Source organism: Streptomyces sp. SCL15-4, assembly GCF_033366695.1.
Taxonomy (GTDB): Bacteria; Actinomycetota; Actinomycetes; order Streptomycetales; family Streptomycetaceae; genus Streptomyces.
The window spans coordinates 2,368,165-2,393,059 of record NZ_JAOBTQ010000001.1 but is presented as its reverse complement, the minus strand read 5'-3'; the positions used below and the strand labels follow the sequence as shown (position 1 = coordinate 2,393,059).

General features: G+C 72.0%; 16 protein-coding genes. 12 read left to right on the top strand and 4 right to left on the bottom strand.

Translation table 11 applies throughout. The features are described 5' to 3' along the window. Positions 1-95: 95 nt before the first annotated feature. From SCK26_RS09880 to hflX, 3 genes are all read left to right on the top strand, one after another. Complete coding sequence (locus tag SCK26_RS09880) at positions 96-2,378, top strand: RelA/SpoT family protein (protein ID WP_318200909.1); 2,283 nt, start codon at positions 96-98, stop codon at positions 2,376-2,378. Positions 2,379-2,772: 394 nt separating this feature from the next. Then, positions 2,773-4,353, top strand: coding sequence for a M1 family metallopeptidase (locus SCK26_RS09875; protein ID WP_318200908.1), 1,581 nt, complete (start codon positions 2,773-2,775; stop codon positions 4,351-4,353). A 160-nt stretch (positions 4,354-4,513) separates the two neighbouring features. Continuing rightward, the gene (gene hflX / locus SCK26_RS09870; protein ID WP_318200907.1) at positions 4,514-6,001 is read left to right on the top strand and encodes a GTPase HflX; all 1,488 of its coding nucleotides are present in this window, start codon (positions 4,514-4,516) and stop codon (positions 5,999-6,001) included. 72 nt (positions 6,002-6,073) lie between these two features. Here the strand turns inward: hflX and SCK26_RS09865 are convergent, their stop codons facing one another. Next, a complete protein-coding gene (locus SCK26_RS09865) occupies positions 6,074-7,297 on the bottom strand; it encodes a hypothetical protein (RefSeq protein WP_318200906.1) in 1,224 nt (407 codons plus the stop codon). 397 nt (positions 7,298-7,694) lie between these two features. Between SCK26_RS09865 and SCK26_RS09860 the strand changes: the two genes are divergently transcribed. The 4 genes from SCK26_RS09860 to SCK26_RS09845 all read left to right on the top strand — a co-directional run bounded on the left by SCK26_RS09860 (position 7,695) and on the right by SCK26_RS09845 (position 14,681). Beyond that, complete coding sequence (locus SCK26_RS09860) at positions 7,695-9,299, top strand: diaminobutyrate--2-oxoglutarate transaminase family protein (protein WP_412080729.1); 1,605 nt, start codon at positions 7,695-7,697, stop codon at positions 9,297-9,299. 219 nt (positions 9,300-9,518) lie between these two features. After that, positions 9,519-11,549, top strand: a complete 2,031-nt coding sequence (locus SCK26_RS09855; RefSeq protein WP_318200905.1) for an IucA/IucC family protein — start codon at positions 9,519-9,521, stop codon at positions 11,547-11,549. Between the two features lie 44 nt (positions 11,550-11,593). Beyond that, positions 11,594-12,364: a GNAT family N-acetyltransferase gene (locus SCK26_RS09850; protein WP_318200904.1), complete on the top strand. Its 771-nt coding sequence runs from the start codon at positions 11,594-11,596 to the stop codon at positions 12,362-12,364. Between the two features lie 340 nt (positions 12,365-12,704). After that, positions 12,705-14,681, top strand: coding sequence for an ATP-dependent DNA helicase (locus tag SCK26_RS09845; RefSeq protein WP_318200903.1), 1,977 nt, complete (start codon positions 12,705-12,707; stop codon positions 14,679-14,681). A gap of 141 nt (positions 14,682-14,822) precedes the next feature. Here the strand turns inward: SCK26_RS09845 and lexA are convergent, their stop codons facing one another. Further along, positions 14,823-15,602: a transcriptional repressor LexA gene (gene lexA, locus SCK26_RS09840; RefSeq protein WP_318200902.1), complete on the bottom strand. Its 780-nt coding sequence runs from the start codon at positions 15,600-15,602 to the stop codon at positions 14,823-14,825. Positions 15,603-16,162: 560 nt separating this feature from the next. On the opposite strand from lexA, the gene nrdR reads away from it, so the two are divergent. Both nrdR and SCK26_RS09830 read left to right on the top strand, forming a co-directional pair. Continuing rightward, a complete protein-coding gene (gene nrdR / locus SCK26_RS09835) occupies positions 16,163-16,711 on the top strand; it encodes a transcriptional regulator NrdR (RefSeq protein WP_318200901.1) in 549 nt (182 codons plus the stop codon). Between the two features lie 164 nt (positions 16,712-16,875). Further along, positions 16,876-19,767, top strand: coding sequence for a vitamin B12-dependent ribonucleotide reductase (locus SCK26_RS09830; protein WP_318200900.1), 2,892 nt, complete (start codon positions 16,876-16,878; stop codon positions 19,765-19,767). Positions 19,768-19,837: 70 nt separating this feature from the next. Here the strand turns inward: SCK26_RS09830 and SCK26_RS09825 are convergent, their stop codons facing one another. After that, positions 19,838-20,371 (bottom strand): TerD family protein, encoded by a 534-nt coding sequence (locus SCK26_RS09825; protein WP_318200899.1) that lies wholly within the window; start codon positions 20,369-20,371, stop codon positions 19,838-19,840. A gap of 141 nt (positions 20,372-20,512) precedes the next feature. Here SCK26_RS09825 and SCK26_RS09820 point away from each other — a divergent pair, with 141 nt between their 5' ends. The 3 genes from SCK26_RS09820 (at position 20,513) to SCK26_RS09810 (ending at position 22,906) form a co-directional block, all read left to right on the top strand. Continuing rightward, on the top strand, positions 20,513-21,118 hold the full coding sequence (locus SCK26_RS09820; RefSeq protein WP_318200898.1) for a YdbC family protein: 606 nt from the start codon (positions 20,513-20,515) through the stop codon (positions 21,116-21,118). Between the two features lie 210 nt (positions 21,119-21,328). Beyond that, the gene (locus tag SCK26_RS09815; protein ID WP_318200897.1) at positions 21,329-21,988 is read left to right on the top strand and encodes a histidine phosphatase family protein; all 660 of its coding nucleotides are present in this window, start codon (positions 21,329-21,331) and stop codon (positions 21,986-21,988) included. A gap of 12 nt (positions 21,989-22,000) precedes the next feature. Next, positions 22,001-22,906, top strand: a complete 906-nt coding sequence (locus tag SCK26_RS09810; RefSeq protein WP_318200896.1) for an ADP-ribosylglycohydrolase family protein — start codon at positions 22,001-22,003, stop codon at positions 22,904-22,906. Between the two features lie 345 nt (positions 22,907-23,251). Here SCK26_RS09810 and SCK26_RS09805 read toward each other — a convergent pair whose 3' ends face one another. Beyond that, positions 23,252-24,802 carry an MFS transporter gene (locus tag SCK26_RS09805; protein ID WP_318200895.1) on the bottom strand — a complete coding sequence of 517 codons (1,551 nt, stop codon included), beginning with the start codon at positions 24,800-24,802 and terminating at the stop codon, positions 23,252-23,254. Positions 24,803-24,895 lie beyond the last annotated feature (93 nt).

Genomic DNA, 24,895 nt, shown 5'->3' with positions numbered 1-24,895 from the left:
AGCATCAAGCACCGGCACGGACGGGGGAACGTCGCCAACCCTGAGCCGCGTGCGCCCTGGGGCTCCGTCCGCCGGTCCACGAGCCGGAGGTGCCCATGAGTGCGGAGGCCACGAACCCCGCGACCGCTGGTCCGGCGGTGCCCCCGGTGCCGCAGGCGCTCACCGCGTCCGCGGCACCCGCGGCGACGCGCAGAAAGGCCCGGCCCCGGCTCGACCTGCGCAGGCTCGGCCGCGCCGCGCTGCTCGGCTCCGCCACCCGGGACAAACTCCCCGACGCGATCGGCCATGTCGTGGAGGCGCACCGCGCCCACCACCCCGACGCCGACATCGAACCCCTGCGCCGCGCCTACGTCCTGGCCGAGTCCTCGCACCGCGGCCAGACGCGCAAGAGCGGCGAGCCGTACATCACGCACCCGCTCGCCGTCACCCTCATCCTCGCCGAACTCGGCGCCGAGACCACGACACTGACGGCCTCACTGCTGCACGACACGGTCGAGGACACCGAGGTGACGCTGGAGCAGGTGCGGGAACAGTTCGGCGAGGAGGTCCGTTATCTGGTCGACGGCGTCACGAAACTGGAGAAGGTCGACTACGGAGCCGCCGCCGAACCGGAGACCTTCCGCAAAATGCTCGTCGCCACCGGCAACGACGTGCGCGTGATGTCGATCAAACTCGCCGACCGCCTGCACAACATGCGCACCCTCGGCGTGATGCGCCCCGAGAAGCAGGCGCGGATCGCCAAGGTCACCCGGGACGTCCTCATCCCGCTCGCCGAACGTCTCGGCGTACAGGCCCTCAAGACCGAACTGGAGGACCTGGTCTTCGCCGTCCTCCACCCCGAGGAGTACGCCCGCACCCGCGAACTCATCGCGGAGAACGCCGCCCGCACCGGCGACCCGCTCGCCGAGGTCGCCGAGGTGGTGCGCGGGGTGCTGCGCGAGGCCGACATCCCGGCCGAGGTGCTCATCCGGCCCCGGCACTTCGTCTCCGTCCACCGTGTGGCCCGCAAACGCGGCAGGCTGCGCGGTACGGACTTCGGCCGCCTGCTGGTGCTGGTGAACGAGGACGCGGACTGTTACGCCGTCCTCGGCGAACTGCACACCTGTATGACGCCGGTGGTCTCGGAGTTCAAGGACTTCATCGCCGTACCGAAGTTCAACCTCTACCAGTCCCTGCACACCGCCGTCGCCCTTCCCCAGGGCCGGACCGACTCGCCCGGCGGGACCCCCGCCACCGCCCGGGTCGTCGAAGTCCTCATCCGCACCCACCAGATGCACAAGGTCGCCGAGGCCGGCGTCGTCGCCCTCGGCAACCCGTACGCACCCGCTCCCGACGCGCCCGCGCACGACGCCTCCTCCGCCGAGGGCGAGCGCGTCGACCCCACCCGCCCCGGCTGGCTCTCCCGCCTCCTCGACTGGCAGCGGGCCGCTCCCGACCCCGACACCTTCTGGTCCACCCTGCGCGAGGACCTCGCCCAGGACCGCGAGATCACCGTCTTCCGCCCCGACGGCGGCACCCTCGGCCTGCCCGAGGGCGCCACCTGCGTGGACGCCGCCTACGCGCAGTACGGCGAGGACGCGCACGCCTGCATCGGCGCCCGGGTCAACGGCCGCCTCGCCACCCTCAGCACGGTCCTGCGCGACGGCGACACCGTCCAGCTCCTGATGGGCCAGGACCCCGCCTCCGAGCCCTCCCGCGAATGGCTGGACCACGCCCACACACCGGCCGCCCGCATCGCCATCCAGCGCTGGCTGGCCACCCACCCCGGCGGCGGCACCCACACGGACGACGGCGCGGCCGAGCCGGAGGCCCATGGCACCGCCCCCGCGTTCCGTGACGGCGACAGCGCGAGTCCCGGCGCCGCCGGAGCGCGCCCGGGAGCGGTGCCCGCGCGTCCCGCGGACGCCGGCGGGCCGCGCTCCCGGCGCGCCGACGTCCTGGCGGACCGCGCCGGCGCCGCCGTACGGCTCGCCGGGTGCTGTACGCCCGTACCGCCCGACGAGATCACCGGCTTCGCGGTGCGCGGGGGAGTGGTGACCGTGCACCGCGCGGGGTGCGCCGCGGTGGCGCACATGAAGAGCCTGGGGCGCGCCGAGGTCGGCGTGCGCTGGGGGGAGACCGCCGAGTGCCGGGTCACCCTGGTCGCGGAATCGTTCGGCCGCCCCCATCTGCTCGCCGACCTCACCGAGGCCATCGCCCTGGAAGGCGCCGAGATCGTCTCCGCCACCGTCGAGCCGCCCAGCCAGCAGCGGGTGCGCCACACCTACACCCTCGAACTCCCCGACGCCTCCCGCCTCCCGTCCCTCATGCGCGCCATGCGGGACGTACCAGGCGTGTACGACGTGAGCCGCGCCCAGCACCAGACCCCCGCGTCCTGACGACGAGAACCCGAAGCGCCTGACGCCCGAACCCCGGCCGACGGGACCGCGCCGCGCAGGTCTCCGCCGACGACCTCCGTTCCGCCCGGCCCCGGCCGCCGGCGGCCGGTCTCTGGTCGTGGCATCCGTCCGGCTGGGCGCCGGTCTCTGGCGATGATGTCCGTCCCCCGTGTGGCTCCGGTTCCTGATGGCGGCCTCCGTCCTGCCGGCCCTGGTCCCTGCACGTGGCATCCGTTCGGCCCGGCGCCGGGCCCTGGCGGTGGCGTCCGTCCTGCGTGTCCCGGCGGTGACGCCCGGTCCGCCGCCTCCTGACGACGGCGTCCGGGTTACTCGTTCGGGTGGGCCGGACGCGCGTCGCCGTCGTGCGGTGGGGCCGCCCTGGTAGCGGTGGTCCATGCCGCTCAGTCCCCGCCCCCGCCTCCGTCCCCCGACCCAGCCCGAGACCTCCCCGTACCACCCCCGTCCCCGCGTCGAGCCCGACACCCGCGCGCACCGCACCCGCTCCGCAAGGCGCCGGTACCGCAAGGCGGCCCTGCTCGCCTCCGCCGTCTCCCTCTGCCTCGTCGCCGCCGCGGCCCCGGCGGAACCCCTCGGCGTCGGCGACCGTCTCTTCCCGTACCTCGGCAACCCCGGCTACGACGTCGCCTCATACGACCTGGCCCTCACCTACAGCGGCGCCCAGGACAAGCCGCTGGAGGCCGTGACGACCATCGACGCCTGGACCACCGCCGACCTGGAGCGCGTGAACCTCGACTTCACCCACGGCACCGTGCGCTCGGTGGAGGTCGACGGACTCCCGGCCGGCTTCACCAGCGCCGGCGAGGACCTGGTCGTCACCCCGCACCACCCGCTGACCGAGGGCCGCTGGTTCCGGATCACCGTGCGGCACACCAGCGACCCCGTCTACGGCAAGGACGAGCAGGGCGGCTGGGTGCGCACCGCCGACGGGCTCGCCATGGCCAACCAGGCCGACGCCGCCCACCTGGTGTTCCCCTCCAACGACCACCCGTCCGACAAGGCCATGTTCACCTTCCGGGTCACCGCGCCCAACGCCTACACGGTCGTGGCCAACGGCCTGCCCGGCGGAGCGGACCGGGACGGCCCCACCACCACCTGGACCTACCGCACCCGGCACCCCATGGCCACCGAACTCGCCCAGGTGTCCATCGGCCGTTCCGCCGTGGTCCGCCGCGAGGGACCGCACGGGCTGCCCCTGCGCGACGTCGTCCCCGCCACCGACCGCGAGAAGCTCGAACCGTGGCTCGCGAAGACGCCCGGCCAGATCGCCTGGATGGAGAGCAAGATCGGCCAGTACCCCTTCGAGACGTACGGCGTGCTCATGGCGCAGGCGTCCACGGGCTTCGAACTGGAGACACAGACCCTCTCCCTCTTCGAGAAGAGCTTGTTCACCGAGCCCGGCTACCCGAAGTGGTACCTGGAATCGATCATGGTGCACGAGCTGTCCCACCAGTGGTTCGGCGACAGCGTCACCCCGCGCGCCTGGTCCGACGTCTGGCTGAACGAGGGGCACGCCACCTGGTACGAGGCGCTGTACAGCGAGGAGACCGCGAACCGGCCCATGGAGGCGCGGATGAAGGCCGCGTACGGCGCCTCCGACCGCTGGCGCGAGGCCGGCGGCCCGCCCGCCCGGCCCAAGCCGCCCGCCCCCGGCCAGAAGATCGACCTCTTCCGGCCCAACGTCTACGACGGCGCCGCCCTCATCCTCTACGCCCTGCGGCAGGAGATCGGCCGGCCGGCCTTCGAGCGGCTGGAGCGCCTCTGGGTCCGGGAGCACCGCGACGCCACCGCCACCACCGGCGACTTCGTCCGGCTGGCCTCGGCCGTCGCCGGCCGCGACCTCGGCGACTTCCTGCGGCCCTGGCTCTACGACCGGAAGACCCCGCCGATGCCCGGCCACCCGGACTGGAAGCCGACGGCGGCGGCCAAGGCGGCCGAGCCCCACCTCCGGCGATAACCCGGTGACGAGACGCACCGTCCCGTGCGACCATCTACGAGTCGGCGCACGGACGGGACACGGGAATCTCCCGGGGTACCCGTACGTTGAACCAGGCGAGCGGCCGATTACGACCGCCGCACCGACGCCGTAACGGCAACTCCATCGACGTAAGGATCCAATGACCTCCTCTTCTTCCCCTTCCCAGGACACCAAGCGCCTCGCGCACGCCTATCCCGAGGGTCTTCGGGCCGATGCCCTGATGGAAGAGGACGTCGCCTGGAGCCACGAGATCGACGGCGAGCGGGACGGTGACCAGTTCGACCGCTCGGAGCGCGCGGCCCTGCGCCGCGTCGTCGGCCTGTCCACCGAGCTGGAGGACGTCACCGAGGTCGAGTACCGCCAGCTCCGCCTGGAGCGGGTCGTGCTCGTCGGCGTGTGGACCACCGGCACCGCGCGGGACGCCGAGAACTCCCTCGCGGAGCTGGCCGCCCTCGCGGAGACCGCGGGCGCGCTCGTGCTCGACGGCGTCATCCAGCGCCGGGACAAGCCCGACGCGGCCACCTACATCGGCTCCGGCAAGGCCGCCGAGCTGCGGGACGTCGTCCTCGAAACGGGCGCGGACACCGTCATCTGCGACGGTGAGCTGAGCCCGGGCCAGCTGATCCAGCTGGAGGACGTGACCAAGGTCAAGGTCATCGACCGTACGGCCCTGATCCTGGACATCTTCGCCCAGCACGCCAAGTCCCGTGAGGGCAAGGCGCAGGTCGCGCTCGCGCAGATGCAGTACATGCTGCCGCGGCTGCGCGGCTGGGGTCAGTCGCTGTCCCGGCAGATGGGCGGCGGTCGCGGCGGCCTCGCCACGCGTGGCCCCGGTGAGACCAAGATCGAGACGGACCGGCGCCGGATCCGCGAGAAGATGGCGAAGATGCGCCGGGAGATCGCGGAGATGAAGACCGGCCGCGAGGTCAAGCGCCAGGAGCGCCGGCGCAACAAGGTGCCGTCCGTCGCCATCGCGGGCTACACCAACGCCGGCAAGTCCTCCCTGCTCAACCGCCTCACCGGCGCCGGCGTCCTGGTCGAGAACGCGCTCTTCGCGACCCTGGACCCGACCGTCCGCCGGGCCGAGACCCCGAGCGGCCGGCTGTACACGCTGGCCGACACCGTCGGCTTCGTCCGGCACCTGCCGCACCACCTGGTCGAGGCGTTCCGCTCCACCATGGAGGAGGTCGGCGACTCCGACCTGATCCTGCACGTGGTGGACGGCTCGCACCCGACCCCGGAGGAGCAGCTCGCCGCCGTGCGCGAGGTGATCCGGGACGTCGGCGCCACCGACGTGCCCGAGATCGTCGTGATCAACAAGGCGGACGCGGCCGACCCGCTGGTCCTCCAGCGGCTGCTGCGGGTCGAGAAGCGCTCGATCGCCGTCTCGGCGCGCACCGGCCAGGGCATCGCGGAACTCCTCGCCCTGATCGACGACGAGCTGCCCCGTCCCGCGGTGGAGACCACGGCGCTCGTGCCCTACACCCACGGCAAGCTGGTCGCCCGTGCGCACGCCGAGGGCGAGGTGATCTCCGAGGAGCACACCGCGGAGGGCACCCTGCTCAAGGTCCGGGTGCACGAGGAACTGGCGGCGGACCTGGCACCGTACACACCGGTCTCCGCCTGACCCACGGCAGTAACAGGGCCCGCCACCCCCCTCGGGTGGCGGGTCCTCGCCGTGCGCAGGGCACCGTCGGGCTCAGTGCCCGGCGAACTGCTCGCTCACCGAGTCGTAGACGCTCTTGGCCACCTCGCCCAGCCGCGGGCCGGCCAGCCAGCCCGCGTTCACCGGGCCGATGGACGTGTTGGACACCAGCGCGGGCTTGCCGTCGGCGCCGGTCTCCACCCAGCCGCCGCCGGACGCACCACCGGTCATCGTGCAGCCGATCCGGTACATCGTCGGGTCGGACTGTTCGAGGGACAGCCGGCCCGGCTTGTCCTGGCAGCGGTACAGCAGCCCGCCGTCGTACGGCGCCGCCGCCGGGTAACCGGACGCCGTCACACTGCTCACCTTCGCCACGGCCGGCGCGTCGAAGTCGACCGGCAGCGCCCCGCCGACCGTCTCCTCCAGCGACTTGCCGCCGCTGCCCTGCTCCGGCGTCACATGGATGACCGCGAAGTCGTACGCGGCACCGGCACCGCCCGTCTTGCCGCCCTCGCTGATCCACTGCTGCGAGGTCTTCGCCGCGTCCGCCCACCACACGCCGTACGGGGCGACCTGGGACCGGCTGGCGTTCTGCAGTCCGGTCGCCGACAGGGCCTGGTTGTTGTACGACGGCACGAACGCGAGGTTGCGGTACCAGCCGCCCTTCTTCCCGGCGTGCACACAGTGACCGGCCGTCCACACGAGGTTGGACTTGCCCGGGTGCGCCGGGTCCTGGACGACCGTCGCCGAGCAGACCATGGTGCCCTCGGGCGAGTCGAAGAGCAGCTTGCCCGACGTGGCCGCGTTGGCGTGGTACGGCGCGTCGACCGCCCGCGCCTTCACCGGCTGCGGCGTCGGGTCCGTCACGCCCTGGTCACCCGAGATGTCGTTGTCGTCGACGCCCCGGTCCGGGTCGTCGGCCTCCCGCATCCGGTCCGGGTCCCACAGACCGCTGATGATCGGGTTGACGAAGTCGTTGGCCTCGCGCAGCCAGTCGTCCTTGTTCCAGTTCTTCCAGGCGCCGTTCTTCCACTTGTCGATGTCGATGCCGTGGTCCTTGAGCCTGCGCTTGAGGTCCTCCGGGATACGGATCTTGCCGTCACCGGTGCCCGCCGCGGTCGCGGTGGCGCTCGGGTTGCCGTCGTCGGTACCGCCGCTGTCGCAGGCGGTGGCGGTCAGCGCCAGCGCCGAGACGAGGGCGACCGCCGTCAGCGAGGCCGAGGTGCGGCGACCGCCCCTGCCTCGCCGAGCGGTGAACGACGGCCGTATGGATCGCATGGTGTTGACTCCCCTTGCTGTGAAGGAACCCGGCGCTTCGGCCCCGGCACCGGCGGCGAACTCGTGGACGGTTCACGCTGGTCCCGCGACCTTCCGGGAACGGCATCACACACTATGCGGTCGCCGTGGGGGAGTTCTGCCCGGACGGCAACGGTTCCGTCACAGGCTGCCCGAACAGGGCCGTGGGGCAGGGCGGTTCGTCCCACCGCGCGCCGGTGCCGCCTGCCGTCCGCCCGCTCCCGGAGGCGCGATGGGAAGCCTCACCTCACCTTCCGGTCAAGGATCTCCGTGCCACCCCGTAACCGGCCGAACGGTCGGAGGTTGTAGCCGGTGGGACCAGCCGTCCGTGCCCGGTCCCGACCAACTCGCCTTTGACCAGCCGGAAGGACAGCGCGTCGTGGCCGTTACGGAGTCGATGGCGGAAGGCTCGCCCGCGGATGCGCGGGCCGCGCACGAGGGGATCCTCAGACGCCAGGCGGCGCGCGAGTCCTCGGCGCGCACCTACGCCCGCGCCCTGCCCATCGTTCCCGTCCGGGCGCGGGGGCTCACCATCGAGGGCGCCGACGGCCGCCGTTACCTGGACTGCCTCTCCGGCGCCGGCACCCTCGCCCTCGGCCACAACCACCCGGTCGTCCTGGAGGCCATCCGAGGAGTCCTCGACTCGGGCGCCCCGCTCTCCGTCCTCGACCTCGCGACCCCGGTCAAGGACGCCTTCGTCACCGAACTGTTCCGCACCCTCCCGCCCGGCCTCGCCGGCCGCGCCCGCGTCCAGTTCTGCGGACCGGCCGGCACCGACGCCGTCGAGGCCGCCCTCAAACTGGTCCGCACCGCGACCGGCCGCACCGGCGTCCTCGCCTTCGCCGGCGCCTACCACGGCATGACCGCCGGCGCCCTGGCCGCCTCCGGCGGCGCTCCCGACGTCCGGGTCACCCGCCTGCCCTACCCGCAGGACTACCGCTGCCCGTTCGGCATCGGAGGCCCGCCCGGCGCCGAACTCGCCGCCCGCTGGACCGAGTCCCTCCTGGACGATCCCAAGTCCGGTGTGCCCCTGCCGGCCGGGATGATCCTGGAACCGGTCCAGGGCGAGGGCGGAGTGCTCCCGGCGCCGGACGACTGGCTGCGCCGGATGCGCCGGCTCACGGCGGACCGCTCCGTCCCGCTGATCGCCGACGAGATCCAGACCGGAGTCGGCCGCACGGGCGCCTTCTGGGCCGTCGACCACAGCGGCATCACCCCGGACGTCATGGTCCTGTCCAAGGCCATCGGCGGCAGCCTCCCGCTGGCCGTGATCGTCTACCGCGACGACCTCGACACCTGGCAACCCGGCGCCCACGCCGGCACCTTCCGCGGCAACCAGCTCGCCATGGCCGCGGGCACCGCCACCCTCGCCTACGTCCGCGAGAACGCCCTCGCCGAACGAGCCGCCGCCCTCGGCTCCCGCATGCTGAGCCAACTCGCGGACTTCGGCCGTGAGTACGCGTGCGTGGGTGAGGTACGAGGCCGGGGCCTGATGATCGGCATCGAACTGGTGGATCCGGAGGCGGACCGAGCCGCTCACGACGCCGGGAAGCCGACCGGTCCGGGTGGCCCCGGCGGCGTGGGTGATCAGGCTGTGCCTGCCGGGCCGCGTGGCCCGGGGCCCGGCGGGGGCCCGGGTGATCCCGGCGGTCCCGGACGCCTCCGGGTGCCCGCCGCCCGTACCGGCCTCGGTGAGGGCTGTGCGGTGCCGGCCGGGTGGGGCGCCGGCCGCACGCCGCATCCGCCCGCGCCCGGCCTCGCCGCCGCGGTCCAGCGCGAGTGCCTTCGGCGCGGGCTGATCGTCGAACTGGGCGGCCGGCACAGTGCCGTGGTCCGGCTGCTTCCGCCGCTGACGATCAGCGACGAACAGGCGAAGGCGGTACTCGACCGCCTGACCGACGCGATCGCGGCGGCGGCCCGCGAGCACGGGACCCACGGCCCGCACCGGCAACGCCACCCCGGCCCGGCCCGGCACACGGACTGAGGACCACACACCCGCCCGACGCCATCACGACCGCCCTTCCCTTCCACGCGTCCCGGCCGACACCGACCGTCGGCCACCCCTTCACGGCCGTCCCGCGCGGCCCGCTGCCCGACCCGGCCGCGTCGCTCGGGCACCACCGACGGCCGCCCCGCGGGGCGGCCGGGCGGACGACGGGACCAGCCCGCACCGCCCCGTACCACCAGCCCCAGAGGAGCCGTCATGAACGCCACCCCTCAGCCCGACGGCCGCTCCGGCGCCCCCGACGACCAGGGAGACCCTCCGCCCGCCGCCGTCCTGCTCACCGGCGCGGTCCCCCAGCAGAAGAGGCGGGAAGTGGACACCGGCCGGCGGACCGTGCCCGGCACCGCCACGCCGAGGGACTCCGACCCGCTGGAGGACCCCGACCCGCACACCGCCGCCGAGGCCGCCGCCGTGGAGAACCTGCTGCGGTGCTGGATCCGCGAGACCGGCCTCGCCGCCCCGGTCACCGGACACCTCCACATCCCGCTGCCCGCCAGCGGCACCGCCCTCATCGCGCCCGTCCGGTACTGGTCCCCGACGGGCTGGCACCGCTTCGACCCACCCCGCCTGGCCTGCGCTCCCGCCACCGCCCCGCCCGTCGACGCCGTCACCGTCGCGGCCCTGCTGACCAGGGAAGCCACCAGCCCACCGGCCACCACGGGCCCCGTCACGCCCGGCGCCCGCACCGGCGGCGACGGCCCCGGTCTCCGCTCCTGCCACGGCCCTGACGGCGCACCCGCCGACGGCTCCCGCGCCGCGGCCGGCGGCGATCTCGTGGCCCGGGTCGCCGACTCCGTCCGCCGCACCGCCGAGTTCATCCGGCACCGGCGCGAAAACCCCGCCGACACCCCCGATCTCTTCCTCAGCGCCGAACAAGCCCTCCTCCTCGGACACCCGCTGCATCCGACGCCGAAGAGCCGGGAGGGCCTGACCGAGGCCGAGGCCGACCGGTACTCACCGGAGTCGCACGGCTCCTTCCCCCTGCACTGGCTCGCCGTCGCCCCCTCTCTCCTCGCGACCGACTCGGCCTGGACCGAACGCGGCCGTCCCGTTCCCGCAGGCCATCTGATCCGGCGCCTCGCCGGCACCGAACTGCCGCTGCCCGACGGCCACACCGCCCTGCCGCTGCACCCCTGGCAGGCACGCGAGGTACGGCACCGCCCGGCCGTCGCCGCACTGCTCGACTCCGGACTCCTCCGCGACCTGGGCCCGCTCGGCACTCCTTGGCACCCCACCTCCTCCGTACGAACCGTCCACCGGCCCGGCGCCCCCGCGATGCTCAAGCTCTCGCTGGCCCTGCGCATCACCAACTCCCGCCGGGAGAACCTGCGCAAGGAACTCCACCGGGGAGTGGAGGCGCACCGGCTGCTGCGCACCGGCCTCGCCGCGCAGTGGCGGGCGGCGCACCCCGGCTTCGACATCGTGCGCGACCCGGCCTGGCTGGCCGTGGACGATCCGGACGGCCTGCCCGTGCCGGGACTCGACGTGATGATCCGGCACAACCCGTTCACTCCGGCCGACGACGTCGGCTGCGTCGCCGGACTCGTATCACCGCGCCCCCGCGCCGTACCGCCGTACAACCCGGCGCCGCAGCGCACCACTTGGCCGGTCCGGTCGCGCCTGGCCCATCTCGTCGCACGGCTCGCGGCACGCACCGGCCAGGCCGTCGGCGCCGTGGCGGCGGAGTGGTTCCTGCGCTACCTGGAGCACGTCGTCCGCCCCGTCCTCTGGCTGGACGGCGAGGCCGGCATCGCCCTCGAAGCGCACCAGCAGAACACGCTGCTCCTGCTGGACGCCGACGGCTGGCCCGCCGGCGGCCGTTACCGCGACAACCAGGGCTACTACTTCCGCGAGTCCCGGCGCGCCGGACTGGCCGCCCGGCTGCCCGGCCTCGGCGAACGCAGCGAGACCTTCGTCCCGGACGAGGTCGCCGACGAACGCCTCGTCTACTACCTCGCCGTCAACAACGTGTTCGGCCTGATCGGCGCCTTCGGCTCCCAGCACCTCGCCGACGAACGCCTGCTCCTCGCGGCCTTCCGCCGCTTCCTGACCGCCCTGGCCACGGGGCCCGCCCCGTCGCGCACCTCGCTGCCCGGCCGCCTGCTCGACTCACCCAAGCTGCACTGCAAGGCCAACCTGCTGACCCGGCTGCACGGCCTCGACGAACTCACCGGTCCGGTCGACACCCAGTCCGTCTACGTCACCATCGCCAACCCCCTGCACTCCTGAGCACCGTACGCACACCACCCCACCTGATGAGAGGAGGGAGCACCGTGGCTCCCACCGACATGACCACCGAAACCGGCCCGGCCTCCGCCCGTCCGTACCGCGCCGGCCCGTGGCCCGCCGCCACGGACCTCCGGACCTCCCCGTTCGGCCCGTTCGCCATCGAGGACGACGACCCGGACAGCGAGGACACGCTGGAACTGCACCTGCCCGCGGAATTCCTCGCCCTCCGCGCCGGGACGACGACGGACCTCCTCGACCGGCTCGCCACCTGGGGCCCGGTCGCCACCCCCGCCGGTTCCTTCCGGCTGGTGCCCGTGCACATCGATCACGACCTGCCGCTCGTGCACCGCTGGATGAACGACCCGGCCGTCGCCGCCTTCTGGGAACTCGCCGGGCCTCCGCGCCGGACGGAGGAGCACCTGCGGGCCCAACTGAACGGCGACGGATGCTGCGTGCCGTGTCTCGGCGTACTCGACGGCACCCCGATGAGCTACTGGGAGATCTACCGGGCGGACCTGGACCCGCTCGCCCGCGGTTATCCGGCCCGTCCGCACGACACCGGTGTCCATCTGCTCATCGGTGACGCGGCGGACCGGGGACGCGGGCTGGGCTCCGCGCTGCTCCGCGCCGTGGCCGACCTGATCCTCGACCGGCGTCCCGCCTGCCCACGCGTGGTGGCTGAACCCGATCTCCGCAACACCCCCTCCATCGCCGCGTTCCTCAGCGCGGGCTTCCGGTTCGCGGCCGAGATCGACCTGCCCGGCAAGCGGGCCGCCCTCATGATCCGGGACCGGGTCCTGCGCGATGCGCTGTAGCGGCACGTGATCGCGCGCTCACCATGAGATACGAGTGGCGGTGCCGTGGTGTTCCCGGAACCGGGAAAGAAGTCCGGGGTGTTCCGTGCCGCCACGGCGAGAGGCGTGCGACGACCCGAGGAAACCACCGAAGGTCAAGGAGCCGCCGGCCGCACGACGGCCACCGCGCGCCGCCACCGACGAGATCCGCCGCCTCGCCTCGCCTACGGAGCCGTCGCCCCATCCCGCACGCGTCCCGCCGTCCCGCACCCCCCATCCCAGGAGCCCCGGTCGTGATCCCGTCCCCCGTCCCCGCCGCAGCCCCCCGTTTGTCAGTGCGGGGCCGTAGGGTGGTCAGGCTATGACGAAGCCCTCCCTCTCCGAACTCCTGCATGCCGCCGTCGCCGCCGTCGGCGGCACGGAGCGCCCCGGCCAGGTCACCATGGCCGAAGCGGTCGCCGAGGCGATCGACGACGGTTCCCACCTGCTGGTCCAGGCCGGCACCGGCACCGGTAAGTCGCTGGGCTACCTCGTGCCCGCGCTCGCGCACGGAGAGAGAGTGATCGTCGCGACGGCCACGCTCGCCCTGCAGCGCCAGCTCGTGGAGCGGGACCTGCCGCGCACGGTCGACGCCCTGCACCCGCTGCTGCGCCGCCGTCCGGACTTCGCCATGCTCAAGGGCCGGTCGAACTACCTGTGCCTGCACCGCCTGCACGAGGGCATGCCGCAGGACGAGGAAGAGGGGCTCTTCGACCAGTTCGAGGCCGCCGCGCCCACCAGCAAGCTGGGCCAGGACCTGCTGCGACTGCGGGACTGGGCGGACGAGACCGAGAACGGCGACCGGGACGACCTCACGCCCGGTGTGTCGGACCGCGCCTGGGCCCAGGTGTCGGTGTCGTCGCGGGAGTGCCTGGGCGCCTCGAAATGCGCGTACGGCGCCGAGTGCTTCGCGGAGATGGCCCGTGAGCGGGCCAAGCTCGCCGAGGTGGTCGTCACCAACCACGCCCTGCTCGCCATCGACGCCATCGAAGGCGCCCCGGTACTGCCGCAGCACGAGGTGCTGATCGTGGACGAGGCGCACGAACTCGTCTCCCGCGTCACCGGCGTCGCCACCGGCGAACTCACGCCCGGCCAGGTCAACCGTGCCGTGCGCCGTGCCGCCAAGCTCGTCAACGAAAAGGCCGCCGACCAGCTCCAGACCGCCGCCGAGGGCTTCGAGCGGCTCATGGAACTCGCGCTTCCGGGCCGTCTGGAGGAGATCCCGGAAGACCTCGGCTACGCCCTGATGCAGCTGCGGGACGCCGCCCGCACGGTGATCTCCGCGATCGGCGCGACCCGCGACAAGTCCGTCCAGGACGAGGACGCGGTCCGCAAGCAGGCGCTGGCCTCGGTGGAGACGGTCCACGACGTGGCGGAACGGATCCTGAACGGCTCGGAGTGGGACGTCGTCTGGTACGAGCGGCACGACCGGTTCGGCGCGTCCCTGCGGGTCGCTCCCATGTCGGTCTCCGGCCTGCTCAGGGAGAAGCTCTTCGCCGACCGGTCCGTCGTCCTCACCTCGGCGACGCTCAAGCTCGGCGGTGACTTCAACGGCGTCGGCGCTTCCCTGGGCCTCGGCCCGGAGGGCGCGCAGGGCGAGGACCTGCCGCAGTGGAAGGGCATCGACGTCGGCTCGCCCTTCGACTACCGCAAGCAGGGCATCCTGTACGTCGCCGCACACCTCGCTCGGCCCGCGCGCGACGGCGAGCGCGCCGACATGCTGGACGAGCTGACCGAGCTGATCCAGGCGGCCGGCGGGCGCACCCTCGGCCTCTTCTCGTCCATGCGGGCCGCCCAGCTCGCGGCGGAGGAGCTGCGCTCCCGGATCCCCGAGTTCCCGATCCTGCTCCAGGGCGAGGAGACGCTCGGCGAGCTGATCAAGAACTTCGCCGCCGATCCGAAGACATGTCTGTTCGGCACGCTGTCGCTCTGGCAGGGCGTCGACGTCCCGGGGCCCAGTTGCCAGCTGGTCGTCATGGACAAGATCCCGTTCCCGCGCCCCGACGACCCGCTGATGAGCGCGCGCCAGAAGGCGGTGGAGGACGCCGGCGGCAACGGCTTCATGGCGGTCGCCGCCACCCACGCGGCCCTGCTCATGGCACAGGGCGCCGGCCGCCTCGTCCGGGCCTCCGGCGACCGGGGCGTGGTGGCCGTGCTGGACCAGCGGCTGGCGACCGCGCGCTACGGCGGCTACCTCAAGGCGTCACTGCCGGACTTCTGGTACACCACGGACCGCAACCAGGTCCGCAGGTCGCTCTCGGCGATCGACGCCGCGGCGAAGGAGGCGGAGGGGAAGTGATCCCTGGTCGCCGGCGGCGGCCACCCGGGACGGGCGCGGCGCCGCACGGCCGCCTGGGGGACGAGCAGGGCCCCGGAACCGGCGCAGGGGTTCCGGGGCCCGGTCAGGGAGCGAGCCGACGGGGCTCGTTCGCCGCGGCCGTCACACGCGCCGCAGCACGGCGACGACCTTGCCCAGGATGGTCGCGTCGTCGCCGGGGATCGGCTCGTAGGCCGCGTTGTGGGGGAGGAGCCATACGTGGCCGTCCTCGCGCTTGAAGCGCTTGACGGTGGCCTCGCCGTCGAGCATCGCGGCCACGATGTCGCCGTTCTCGGCGACCGGCTGGCGGCGCACGGTGACCCAGTCGCCGTCGCAGATCGCGGCCTCGATCATGGAGTCGCCGACGACCTTCAGGACGAAGAGTTCGCCGTCGCCGACGAGCTGGCGGGGGAGGGGGAAGACGTCCTCGACGGACTCCTCCGCCAGGATGGGGCCACCGGCGGCGATGCGGCCGACCAGCGGGACGTACGACGCGGCGGGCTTGCCGGCGGTGTCCGTGGGCTGCACGGTGACGGTCTGGTCCGAACCGCGGACCTCGTAGGCGCGCGGGCGGTGGGGGTCGCGGCGCAGGAAGCCCTTGCGCTCCAGTGCCATCAGCTGGTGGGCGACGGAGGACGTGCTGGAAAGGCCGACGGCCTGACCGATCTCCCGCATCGACGGCGGGTAACCGCGCCGCTGCACGGAGTCCCTGATGACCTCGATCACCCGGCGCTGCCGGTCGGTGAGCCCGGAGCTGTCCGCCCGGATGCCCGGAGGTCGGCCCGGCAGGGAGCGCTTGTTTCCCTCGGGATTCGTGGCTTCGTTCATCGCGTGTACCGGCTCGACTCGGCCCTGGGAGCGGTCCTGGGCGGTGATGATGGCACTGTCTGCGGTGGTGGTCACGGCGGCCCCTCTCGATGGTCTCCCTGCTGCACAACGGTAGTTGCTTTCGAAAGGTTGCGCCAAACACACGTTCGAGTGAAAAAGGGCGTTTCGCGTGACGTGACCGGGTCTTCCGGTGTATAGGTAGCGCGACGTTCGGCGGACAAAAGCGCCCATTGTTGTACTCTTCACCGCTGGAGTCGCACGCCTCGCGAGCGGCCTCCTCAGTCTGCCATCCGGAATGCCACGGTCCGGTATCCGGGGCCCCTTCTGTGCGGAAGTGCCACGCGTCCTCCCCGCGGCGCCCACCGTATCCCCGTGAACGCGCGGTGGAGCGGCTCCGCGTCCGCGTGCGCGGCCGGATCGCCACGGCGCTCCGGGCGCCGTCCCGGCGCGACACGCGTGTCTGCCTTGGCGAATGAGTCGATCCCCACATGTAGTGGTTGGATGGTCACAGCGGCCCACAAGTTGTGGTCCCCCCGGTCGGAGGCGGCTCTTCGATCGCCTATGCTTGGGGCTGCTTCGCGAGGCCTGTGGGTCGGACGAGGCTGACGAGTCTGCTGTGAGGAGGGTTGGAGAACATGCACTGCCCCTTCTGCAGGCACCCCGACAGCCGTGTGGTCGACAGTCGTACGACCGACGACGGCACGTCCATCCGCAGGCGCCGCCAGTGCCCTGACTGCTCCCGTCGTTTCACGACCGTGGAGACGTGCTCGCTCATGGTGGTGAAGCGGTCCGGAGTCACCGAACCGTTCAGCCGCACCAAGGTCATCAACGGCGTGCGCAAGGCGTGCCAGGGACGGCCGGTCACCGAGGACGCGCTCGCCCAGCTCGGGCAGCGGGTCGAGGAGGCGGTGCGGGCGACCGGAAGCGCCGAGCTGACCACCCACGACGTGGGGCTGGCCATACTCGGCCCGTTGCAGGAGCTGGACCTCGTCGCCTTTCTGCGGTTCGCCTCCGTCTACCGGGCGTTCGACTCGCTCGAGGACTTCGAGGCCGCCATCGCGGAGCTGAGGGAGGCGACGCGCCCCGCCGCGGACGAGGAAGACGGCGGCGCGGGGAGCCAGGAAGACCATCGCGGGCCGGCCGGGACCACTCGGGTTCCCGAGCCCGCGCAAGCCGCCGACTGACCGACGGACCGGAATCCGGACGGAGAACCGGGTTCCGGTCGTACGGCGGCGAACGAAGACCTGTTGCGGGCGGCGGCTGCGGCTGCCCGCGACGCAAGACAGAAACATGTGCCCACGGGAACAACGGGGGCATTTCAGGGCGTTTTCGCCCGTAGGGAGGCGGCATGACAGAGACGGCGAGCGGTCCGGCACGAGGTGCCCGCGCCAAGGGCACCAAGGGCAGCAAGGGCCTGCGCATCGAGCGCATCCACACCACCCCCGGCGTGCACCCGTACGACGAGGTGGCGTGGGAGCGCCGTGACGTCGTCATGACCAACTGGCGCGACGGCTCGGTCAACTTCGAGCAGCGTGGCGTCGAATTCCCCGACTTCTGGTCGGTGAACGCGGTCAACATCGTCACCAGCAAGTACTTCCGTGGTGCCGTCGGCACCCCGCAGCGCGAGACCAGCCTCAAGCAGCTGATCGACCGCATCGTGAAGACGTACCGGAAGGCCGGTGAGGACCACAAGTACTTCTCCTCTCCCGCCGACGCCGAGATCTTCGAGCACGAGCTGGCGTACGCCCTCCTGCACCAGATCTTCAGCTTCAACAGCCCGGTGTGGTTCAACGTCGGCACCAAGCAGCCCCAGCAGGTCTCGGCCTGCTTCATCCTGTCCGTCGACGACTCCATGGAGTCGATCCTCGACTGGTACAAGGAAGAGGGCATGATCTTCAAGGGCGGTTCCGGCGCCGGCCTGAACCTCTCCCGCATCCGCTCCTCCAAGGAGCTGCTCTCCTCCGGCGGCAACGCCTCGGGCCCCGTCTCCTTCATGCGCGGCGCCGACGCCTCCGCCGGCACCATCAAGTCCGGCGGTGCCACCCGCCGCGCCGCCAAGATGGTGGTGCTCGACGTCGACCACCCCGACATCGAGGACTTCATCGAGACCAAGGTCAAGGAAGAGGAGAAGATCCGCGTCCTGCGCGACGCGGGCTTCGACATGGACCTGGGCGGCGACGACATCACGTCCGTCCAGTACCAGAACGCCAACAACTCGGTCCGCGTGAACGACGAGTTCATGAAGGCGGTCGAGGACGGCGGCAAGTTCGGCCTGCGCGCCCGTATGACCGGTGAGGTCATCGAGGAGGTCGACGCCAAGGCGCTCTTCCGCAAGATCGCCGAGGCCGCCTGGGCCTGCGCCGACCCGGGCATCCAGTACGACGACACGATCAACAACTGGCACACCTGCCCCGAGTCCGGCCGGATCACCGCGTCGAACCCGTGCAGCGAGTACATGCACCTGGACAACACGTCCTGCAACCTGGCCTCGCTGAACCTGATGAAGTTCCTGAAGGACGACGGCAAGGGCAGCCAGTCCTTCGAGACCGAGCGCTTCCAGAAGGTCGTCGAGCTGGTCATCACCGCGATGGACATCTCGATCTGCTTCGCGGACTTCCCGACCCAGAAGATCGGCGAGAACACCCGCGCCTTCCGCCAGCTCGGCATCGGCTACGCCAACCTCGGCGCCCTGCTGATGGCCACCGGCCACGCCTACGACTCCGACGGCGGTCGCGCCCTGGCCGGCGCGATCACCTCCCTGATGACGGGTACGGCCTACCGCCGCTCCGCCGAGCTGGCCGAGGTCGTCGGCACCTACGACGGCTACGCCCGCAACGCCGACGCCCACAAGCGCGTCATGAAGCAGCACTCCGACGCCAACGGCACGGCCGTCCGCATGGACGACCTGGACACCCCGGTCTGGGCCGCCGCCACGGAGGCCTGGCAGGACGTGCTGCGGCTCGGCGAGAAGAACGGTTTCCGTAACTCCCAGGCGTCCGTTCTCGCGCCGACCGGCACCATCGGTCTCGCGATGTCCTGCGACACCACCGGTGTCGAGCCCGACCTCGCGCTGGTGAAGTTCAAGAAGCTGGTCGGCGGCGGCTCGATGCAGATCGTCAACGGCACCGTCCCGCAGGCCCTGCGCCGCCTGGGCTACCAGGAGGAGCAGATCGAGGCGATCGTCGCCCACATCGCCGAGAACGGCAATGTGATCGACGCCCCCGGCCTCAAGCAGGAGCACTACGAGGTGTTCGACTGCGCCATGGGCGAGCGCGCCATCTCCCCGATGGGCCACGTCCGCATGATGGCCGCGATCCAGCCGTGGATCTCCGGTGCCATCTCCAAGACGGTCAACATGCCGGAGACGGCGACCGTCGAGGAGGTCGAGGAGATCTACTTCGAGGCCTGGAAGCTGGGCGTCAAGGCGCTGGCGATCTACCGCGACAACTGCAAGGTGGGCCAGCCGCTCTCCGCCAAGAAGAAGGACTCGGCGGACGAGAAGAAGGCCGAGGAGCCCGCGGCCGTCGAGACCAAGGTCGAGAAGGTCGTCGAGTACCGTCCGGTCCGCAAGCGCCTCCCCAAGGGCCGCCCGGGCATCACCACCTCCTTCACGGTCGGTGGCGCCGAGGGTTACATGACCGCCAACTCCTACCCCGACGACGGTCTCGGCGAGGTCTTCCTGAAGATGTCCAAGCAGGGCTCCACCCTCGCGGGCATGATGGACGCCTTCTCCATCGCCGTCTCCGTCGGCCTCCAGTACGGCGTGCCGCTGGAGACGTACGTCTCGAAGTTCACCAACATGCGCTTCGAGCCGGCCGGCATGACGGACGACCCGGACGTGCGGATGGCGCAGTCGATCGTCGACTACATCTTCCGCCGCCTGGCGCTGGACTTCCTGCCCTTCGAGACCCGCTCCGCGCTCGGCATCCACTCCGCCGAGGAGCGTCAGCGCCACCTGGAGACCGGTTCCTATGAGCCGGCCGACGACGAGGTCGACGTCGAGGGCCTGGCCCAGTCGGCGCCGCGCGCCCAGGAGCTGAAGGCGGTCGCCACGCCGAAGGCCGAGACCGAGGCGGCCAAGCCCGCCCCGAAGCAGGCCCACACCAGCGCCGAGCTGGTGGAGATGCAGCTGGGCATCCAGGCCGACGCCCCGCTGTGCTTCTCCTGCGGTACGAAGATGCAGCGGGCCGGCTCCTGCTACATCTGCGAGGGCTGCGGCTCGACCAGCGGCTGCAGCTGATGACACGCCGTTCGTGAGGTAAGGGGCGCCAGCCATGGCCGGCGCCCCTTACGCGTGCGGTACGAGGACGTCAGGACCGGTGCGCCCGGCCCATGACCCGGGTGAAGGTCGCCGGGTCGTCCTCGAAGCCGCGCAGGCCGGGACGGAAGGTCCACTCACCGGAGCCGTCCCGGACGAACTCGGCGACCGCGGCGGCCGTCGCCCCGGCCACCGTGCCGAAGTCGTCCTCGGCGAGCACGGTGTAGCCCTCACGGATGCGCAGAGCGGGACGCAGCACGCCGGCGAACGTCCTGTGGCCGTACCTCTGCTGGATGACGGCGCCCACCACCACGCGCGCGTAGCGGCCGTCGAGACGGTCCAGTTCGAGCGTCATCACCTCGTCCCAGCCGAAACCCTTGCCGTCCGTGCTGTCACGGTTGAGGGTGATCGTGCCGTCCGGCGAGCGGCTGTCGAAGTGCACCAGATAGGCCGGATCCCCGTACGCGTCGTCCGAGACGAAGGTCGCGGCGACGATGTCGAGATCGGTCGGCGGGCCTCCCGCCGGACTGGGGTCCCACTTGAGCGCGACCTCGACCTTGCGGATTCCCTTGCTGAAGCCGGTCATCAGGCTTCCCCCTGTGGCTCGACCCCAACTCCCGTGCGGCCGGGGTTTCTTGCTTATCGTGCCACGTACGCGGCCGCGTACGCGCGGTCGATCTCCCCAAGACGTGACCGGCGCCACGTCCGCTGGCCGTACGATGGCGCGGTGCTGGTCAAGTGGATTCGCTGCACCGTGGTGGACCGCCGCGGGTTCGAGCGCGGGCAGCGGAAATGGGCGGGGCTCCCGGGGGAGCCGGGTTTCCGGGGACAGGGCGGGGGCTGGAGCCGGCAGCGGCCGGGAGTGGCGCACCTCTTCGCCTTCTGGGAGAGCCGGGCCTTCTACGACTCCTTCATGGCCCGCTCCCACGACCGCTTGGCCGCGGCCCAGTCCGGCACCTTCAAGGACGCACAGGTCAAGCTGTTCGAGTACCGCTTCGACGTGAAGACCGGATTCGAGCCCCGCTTCACCGACGCCGACCTGATCCGCGTGGCCCTGTGCACGGTCCGTGAAGAGCGCGTCGAGCACTTCACGCTCATGCAGGAGAAGGTCTGGAACCCGGCGATGGCCGGCTCGCCCGGCATGATCCGCGGCATGTTCGCCGAGGCGCCCGAGCAGGAGTTCCTGATCCTGTCGATGTGGCGCTCGGCGGCCGAGCACGGCAAATACCGCACCGAGCGCGTGGAACGCCTCGCCCTGCGCGCCCAGACCGAGGCGGACATCGCGGCACTCACCGGTGACCTCGTGGACCTGGAGCCGTCCTGGACGGTCTGAGGAGGGGCGCGAAGGCGGTCCGGAGGCGCGCGCAGACGATCCGCCGCTTGCGAGGTGCTTCCGGGCGCGCGAAGGTTTGACGAGCGGACGCACGCCAAGACGGCCTCACGGCACCTCCGGAACGGCCCGGCACGCCGGATTCGTGTGACCTACGCCGTATGGAGCCGGTACGAGTGCTCGACCGGCCGCCGTTCGATCTAGGGTTTCGGCATGGCACGACCACGGCGCATCGTCCTTGTCCGGCACGGCGAGTCCACGGGCAACGTCGACGACTCCGTGTACGAGCGCGAGCCCGACCACGCCCTCGCGCTGACCGAACGCGGACGGCGGCAGGCCGAGGAGACCGGAGAGCGGCTGCGCGAACTGTTCGGCCGGGAGCGGGTGAGCGTGTACGTCTCCCCGTACCGCCGTACCCACGAGACCCTCCGCGCCTTCCACCTCGACCCCGGCCTGATACGCGTCCGGGAGGAGCCCCGGCTGCGCGAGCAGGACTGGGGCAACTGGCAGGACCGCGACGACGTGCGCCTGCAGAAGGCGTACCGGGACGCGTACGGCCACTTCTTCTTCCGCTTCCCGCAGGGCGAGTCCGGCGCCGACGTGTACGACCGCGTCGGCGGCTTCCTGGAGAGCCTCTTCCGCAGCTTCGAGGCCCCTGACCATCCCCCGAACGTCCTCCTGGTGACCCACGGGCTCGCCATGCGGCTGTTCTGCATGCGCTGGTTCCACTGGACGGTCGCGGAATTCGAGTCGCTGGCCAATCCCGGGAACGCCGAGATGCGGATGCTCGTTCTCGGAGAGGACGGTAAGTACACACTCGACCGGCCCTTCGAACGCTGGCGCGAGCCGGTGCCGCACTGGGTCACCGGATAAGGTGGCAGGGCGATGACCGCTGACTCCTCTTCCCCCGGACGCCTGGAGCGGGCCCTGGCGAGCCTGCGGGGACTGGCCGTGGGAGACGCGCTGGGCTCCCAGTTCTTCGTCCCCGCGAACCTTCCCCTGCTCAAGCGCCGCGAGCTGCCCGCCGGCCCCTGGCAGTGGACGGACGACACCGAGATGGCCTGCTCCGTGGTCACCGTCCTGGCCGCCCACCACCGCGTCGACCAGGACGCGCTCGCGCGCTCCTTCGCCGAGCACCACGACTTCGACCGGGGCTACGGCCCCGCGGTCAACCGGCTGCTGCGCCTGGTCCGGGAGGGCGAGGACTGGCGCCGGCTGGCCGCCGGGCTGTTCAACGGCCAGGGCTCCTGGGGCAACGGCGCGGCGATGCGGATCGCGCCCCTGGGCGCGTGGTACGCGGACGATCCGGAGCAGGCGACCCACCAGGCGGAGATCTCGGCCTACACCACGCATCAGCACCGGGAAGCCGTGGTCGGGGCCATGGCCGTGGCCGCCGCGGCGGCGTTCGCCGGTTCCCCCGACGGTCCGCCCGCCCCGGAAGCCCTCCTCGACGGCGTCATCGCCCTCGTCCCGAAGAGCGCGGTCGGCCAGGGCCTCCGCCGTGCCCGGGACATGCTCGACTACGGCGACGCGGGCACCGTCGCGGCCGTCCTGGGCTGCGGGCGCCGTACGACCGCCCACGACACGGTCCCCTTCGCGCTCTGGTCCGCCGCTCGCTCCCTCGGCGACTACCCGACGGCCTTCTGGACCACGGCGCAGGTAGGCGGTGACGTGGACACCACCTGCGCGATCGTGGGCGGTGTGCTGGCCGCGGACAAGGCGGGGGCCCCGCCCGCCGAGTGGGCCGGGCGTACCGAGGCACTGCCGGACTGGGTGCCCGCCGGAGTCTGACGGCTCCTGCCGTCGGGCAGGCCGGCCCGCGTCGGGACGACGGAAACTCTCCGTGCCCGGTGGGAACTCTCCGTGACCGTCGCTCGTTGTCCCGGTGTCCGCCGTCTGCCGTGTCCGTGACCGGCGGGCCGGCGCAGGCGCGAGGACGAGGGACGGAGGGGATGTGCGATGGCGTTCGGCCCGCCGGTGTCCGTGCTGCTGCCGCATCCGGCTCTGCTCCCGGCCCTGGCCCCGGTCGTCTTGTGGGTGCTGGTGGCCGTGGCGCGGCCGGCCGGGTCCCCGTCTGTGCCGTCCGCTGTCCGGCAGGGGCCCGCCCGGCCGCGGTCGCGCGCGGCGCGGCCCGGCTCAGCCCAGGTGCGGGCCCGCGGTGCCCGCGAGGGAGTCGAGGTCGCTCTTGCGGACCCTCAGCACCAGCGCGGCGGTGACGAAGGCGAGCGCGGCCATCGCGGCGGCCGGGACGAAGGCGGTGGAGATGCCGTGGGCGAGCACGTCGTGACCCCACGGCGCGGGCAGCTGGTGTGTGGTGGCGAACCGCGCCTTCTGCTCCGACGAGGCGTCGGCGAGGAACTGCGGCAGCTGCTTCTTCGCCTCGTCCTTGCTGGCCGACCCGAAGACGGTCGTCAGGATGGACAGCCCGAGCGAACCGCCGACCTGCTGCATGGCGTTGAGCAGACCCGAGGCCGCGCCCGCCTCGTGCGGAGCGACACCGGCCACGGCGGTGACGGTGGCCGTCACGAACGTCAGGCCCATGCCGAAGCCGAACACCAGCATCGGACCCAGCACCCCGCCGGTGTAGGTGCTGTCGGGCTTGATGAAGGTCTGCCAGGCCAGCCCGACCGTCACCAGCGCCGCGCCGGCCATCATGAACGGCTTGGGGCCGAAGACCGGCAGGAAGCGCTGCGACAGACCCGCGCCCACCGCGATCGCGGCCGTCACGGGAAGGAAGGCGAAACCGGCCTCGATGGCGCTGTAGCCGAGCACGTTCTGCACGAACAGCACGATGTAGAAGAACATGCCGAACATCGCCGCGGCCAGGCTCAGCATGATCACGTAGGTGCCCCAGCGGTTCCGGTCCGCGAACATCCGGAGCGGGGTGATCGGCTCCTTCGCCCGCGTCTCGATGTAGACGAAGGCGAACAGCAACACGACGGCCGCGGCGAAGGACCCGATCGTGAGCCCGTCCCGCCAGCCGTCCTCCGCGGCGCGGATGAACCCGTACACCAGCGACGCCATGCCGACCGTGGAGGTGAGGGCGCCGGCGAGGTCGAAGCGTCCCGGATGACGCACGGACTCGTTGATGTACAGCGGCGCGAGGAACGCGATCAGCACACCGATGGGCACGTTGACGAACAGCACCCAGCGCCAGTCGAGCCAGTCGGTGAGCATGCCGCCCGCGAGCAGGCCGATGGCACCGCCACCGGCGGACACGGCGGCGAACACACCGAAGGCCCGGTTGCGTTCCGGGCCTTCGGGGAAGGTGGTGGTTATCAGCGCCAGTGCCGTGGGGGACGCTATCGCGCCGCCCACACCTTGCAGGGCCCGCGCGGCGAGCAACTGCCAGGGCTCCTGGGCCAGTCCGCCCAGCAGCGACGCGAAGGTGAACAGCAGGATGCCCGCCATGAACACCCGGCGACGGCCGAGGATGTCACCGGCCCGCGCGCCGAGCAGCAGCAGACCGCCGAAGGTGAGCGTGTAGGCGCTGACCACCCATGTCAGATCGGTCGTGCTGAAGCTGAGCGCTTCTTGAATGTGCGGGAGCGCGATATTCACAATCGTCGCGTCGAGTACCACCATGAGTTGGCAGGCCGCGATGACGGTGAGTGCGATGCCGGGATGCCCCGCCCGGCGGGCCGCGCCCGTTTTCTGGTCGTCTGTGAGAAGCTGAGAGGTTGTCACGATGGGTCCCCCATACCGGCTTTAGTGAACGCTCGCGTTCACTGTCGCGCCCACGGTAGTGAGTCCTCAACAGTGAACGCAAGCGTTCACTCA

Coding starts and splice junctions, on each gene's coding strand:
- SCK26_RS09880 (WP_318200909.1), top strand. CDS start 96: ATGAGTGCGGAGGCCACGAACCCCGCGACCGCTGGTCCGGCGGTGCCC.
- SCK26_RS09875 (WP_318200908.1), top strand. CDS start 2,773: ATGCCGCTCAGTCCCCGCCCCCGCCTCCGTCCCCCGACCCAGCCCGAG.
- hflX (WP_318200907.1), top strand. CDS start 4,514: ATGACCTCCTCTTCTTCCCCTTCCCAGGACACCAAGCGCCTCGCGCAC.
- SCK26_RS09865 (WP_318200906.1), bottom strand. CDS start 7,297: ATGCGATCCATACGGCCGTCGTTCACCGCTCGGCGAGGCAGGGGCGGT.
- SCK26_RS09855 (WP_318200905.1), top strand. CDS start 9,519: ATGAACGCCACCCCTCAGCCCGACGGCCGCTCCGGCGCCCCCGACGAC.
- SCK26_RS09845 (WP_318200903.1), top strand. CDS start 12,705: ATGACGAAGCCCTCCCTCTCCGAACTCCTGCATGCCGCCGTCGCCGCC.
- nrdR (WP_318200901.1), top strand. CDS start 16,163: ATGCACTGCCCCTTCTGCAGGCACCCCGACAGCCGTGTGGTCGACAGT.
- SCK26_RS09830 (WP_318200900.1), top strand. CDS start 16,876: ATGACAGAGACGGCGAGCGGTCCGGCACGAGGTGCCCGCGCCAAGGGC.
- SCK26_RS09825 (WP_318200899.1), bottom strand. CDS start 20,371: ATGACCGGCTTCAGCAAGGGAATCCGCAAGGTCGAGGTCGCGCTCAAG.
- SCK26_RS09815 (WP_318200897.1), top strand. CDS start 21,329: ATGGCACGACCACGGCGCATCGTCCTTGTCCGGCACGGCGAGTCCACG.
- SCK26_RS09810 (WP_318200896.1), top strand. CDS start 22,001: ATGACCGCTGACTCCTCTTCCCCCGGACGCCTGGAGCGGGCCCTGGCG.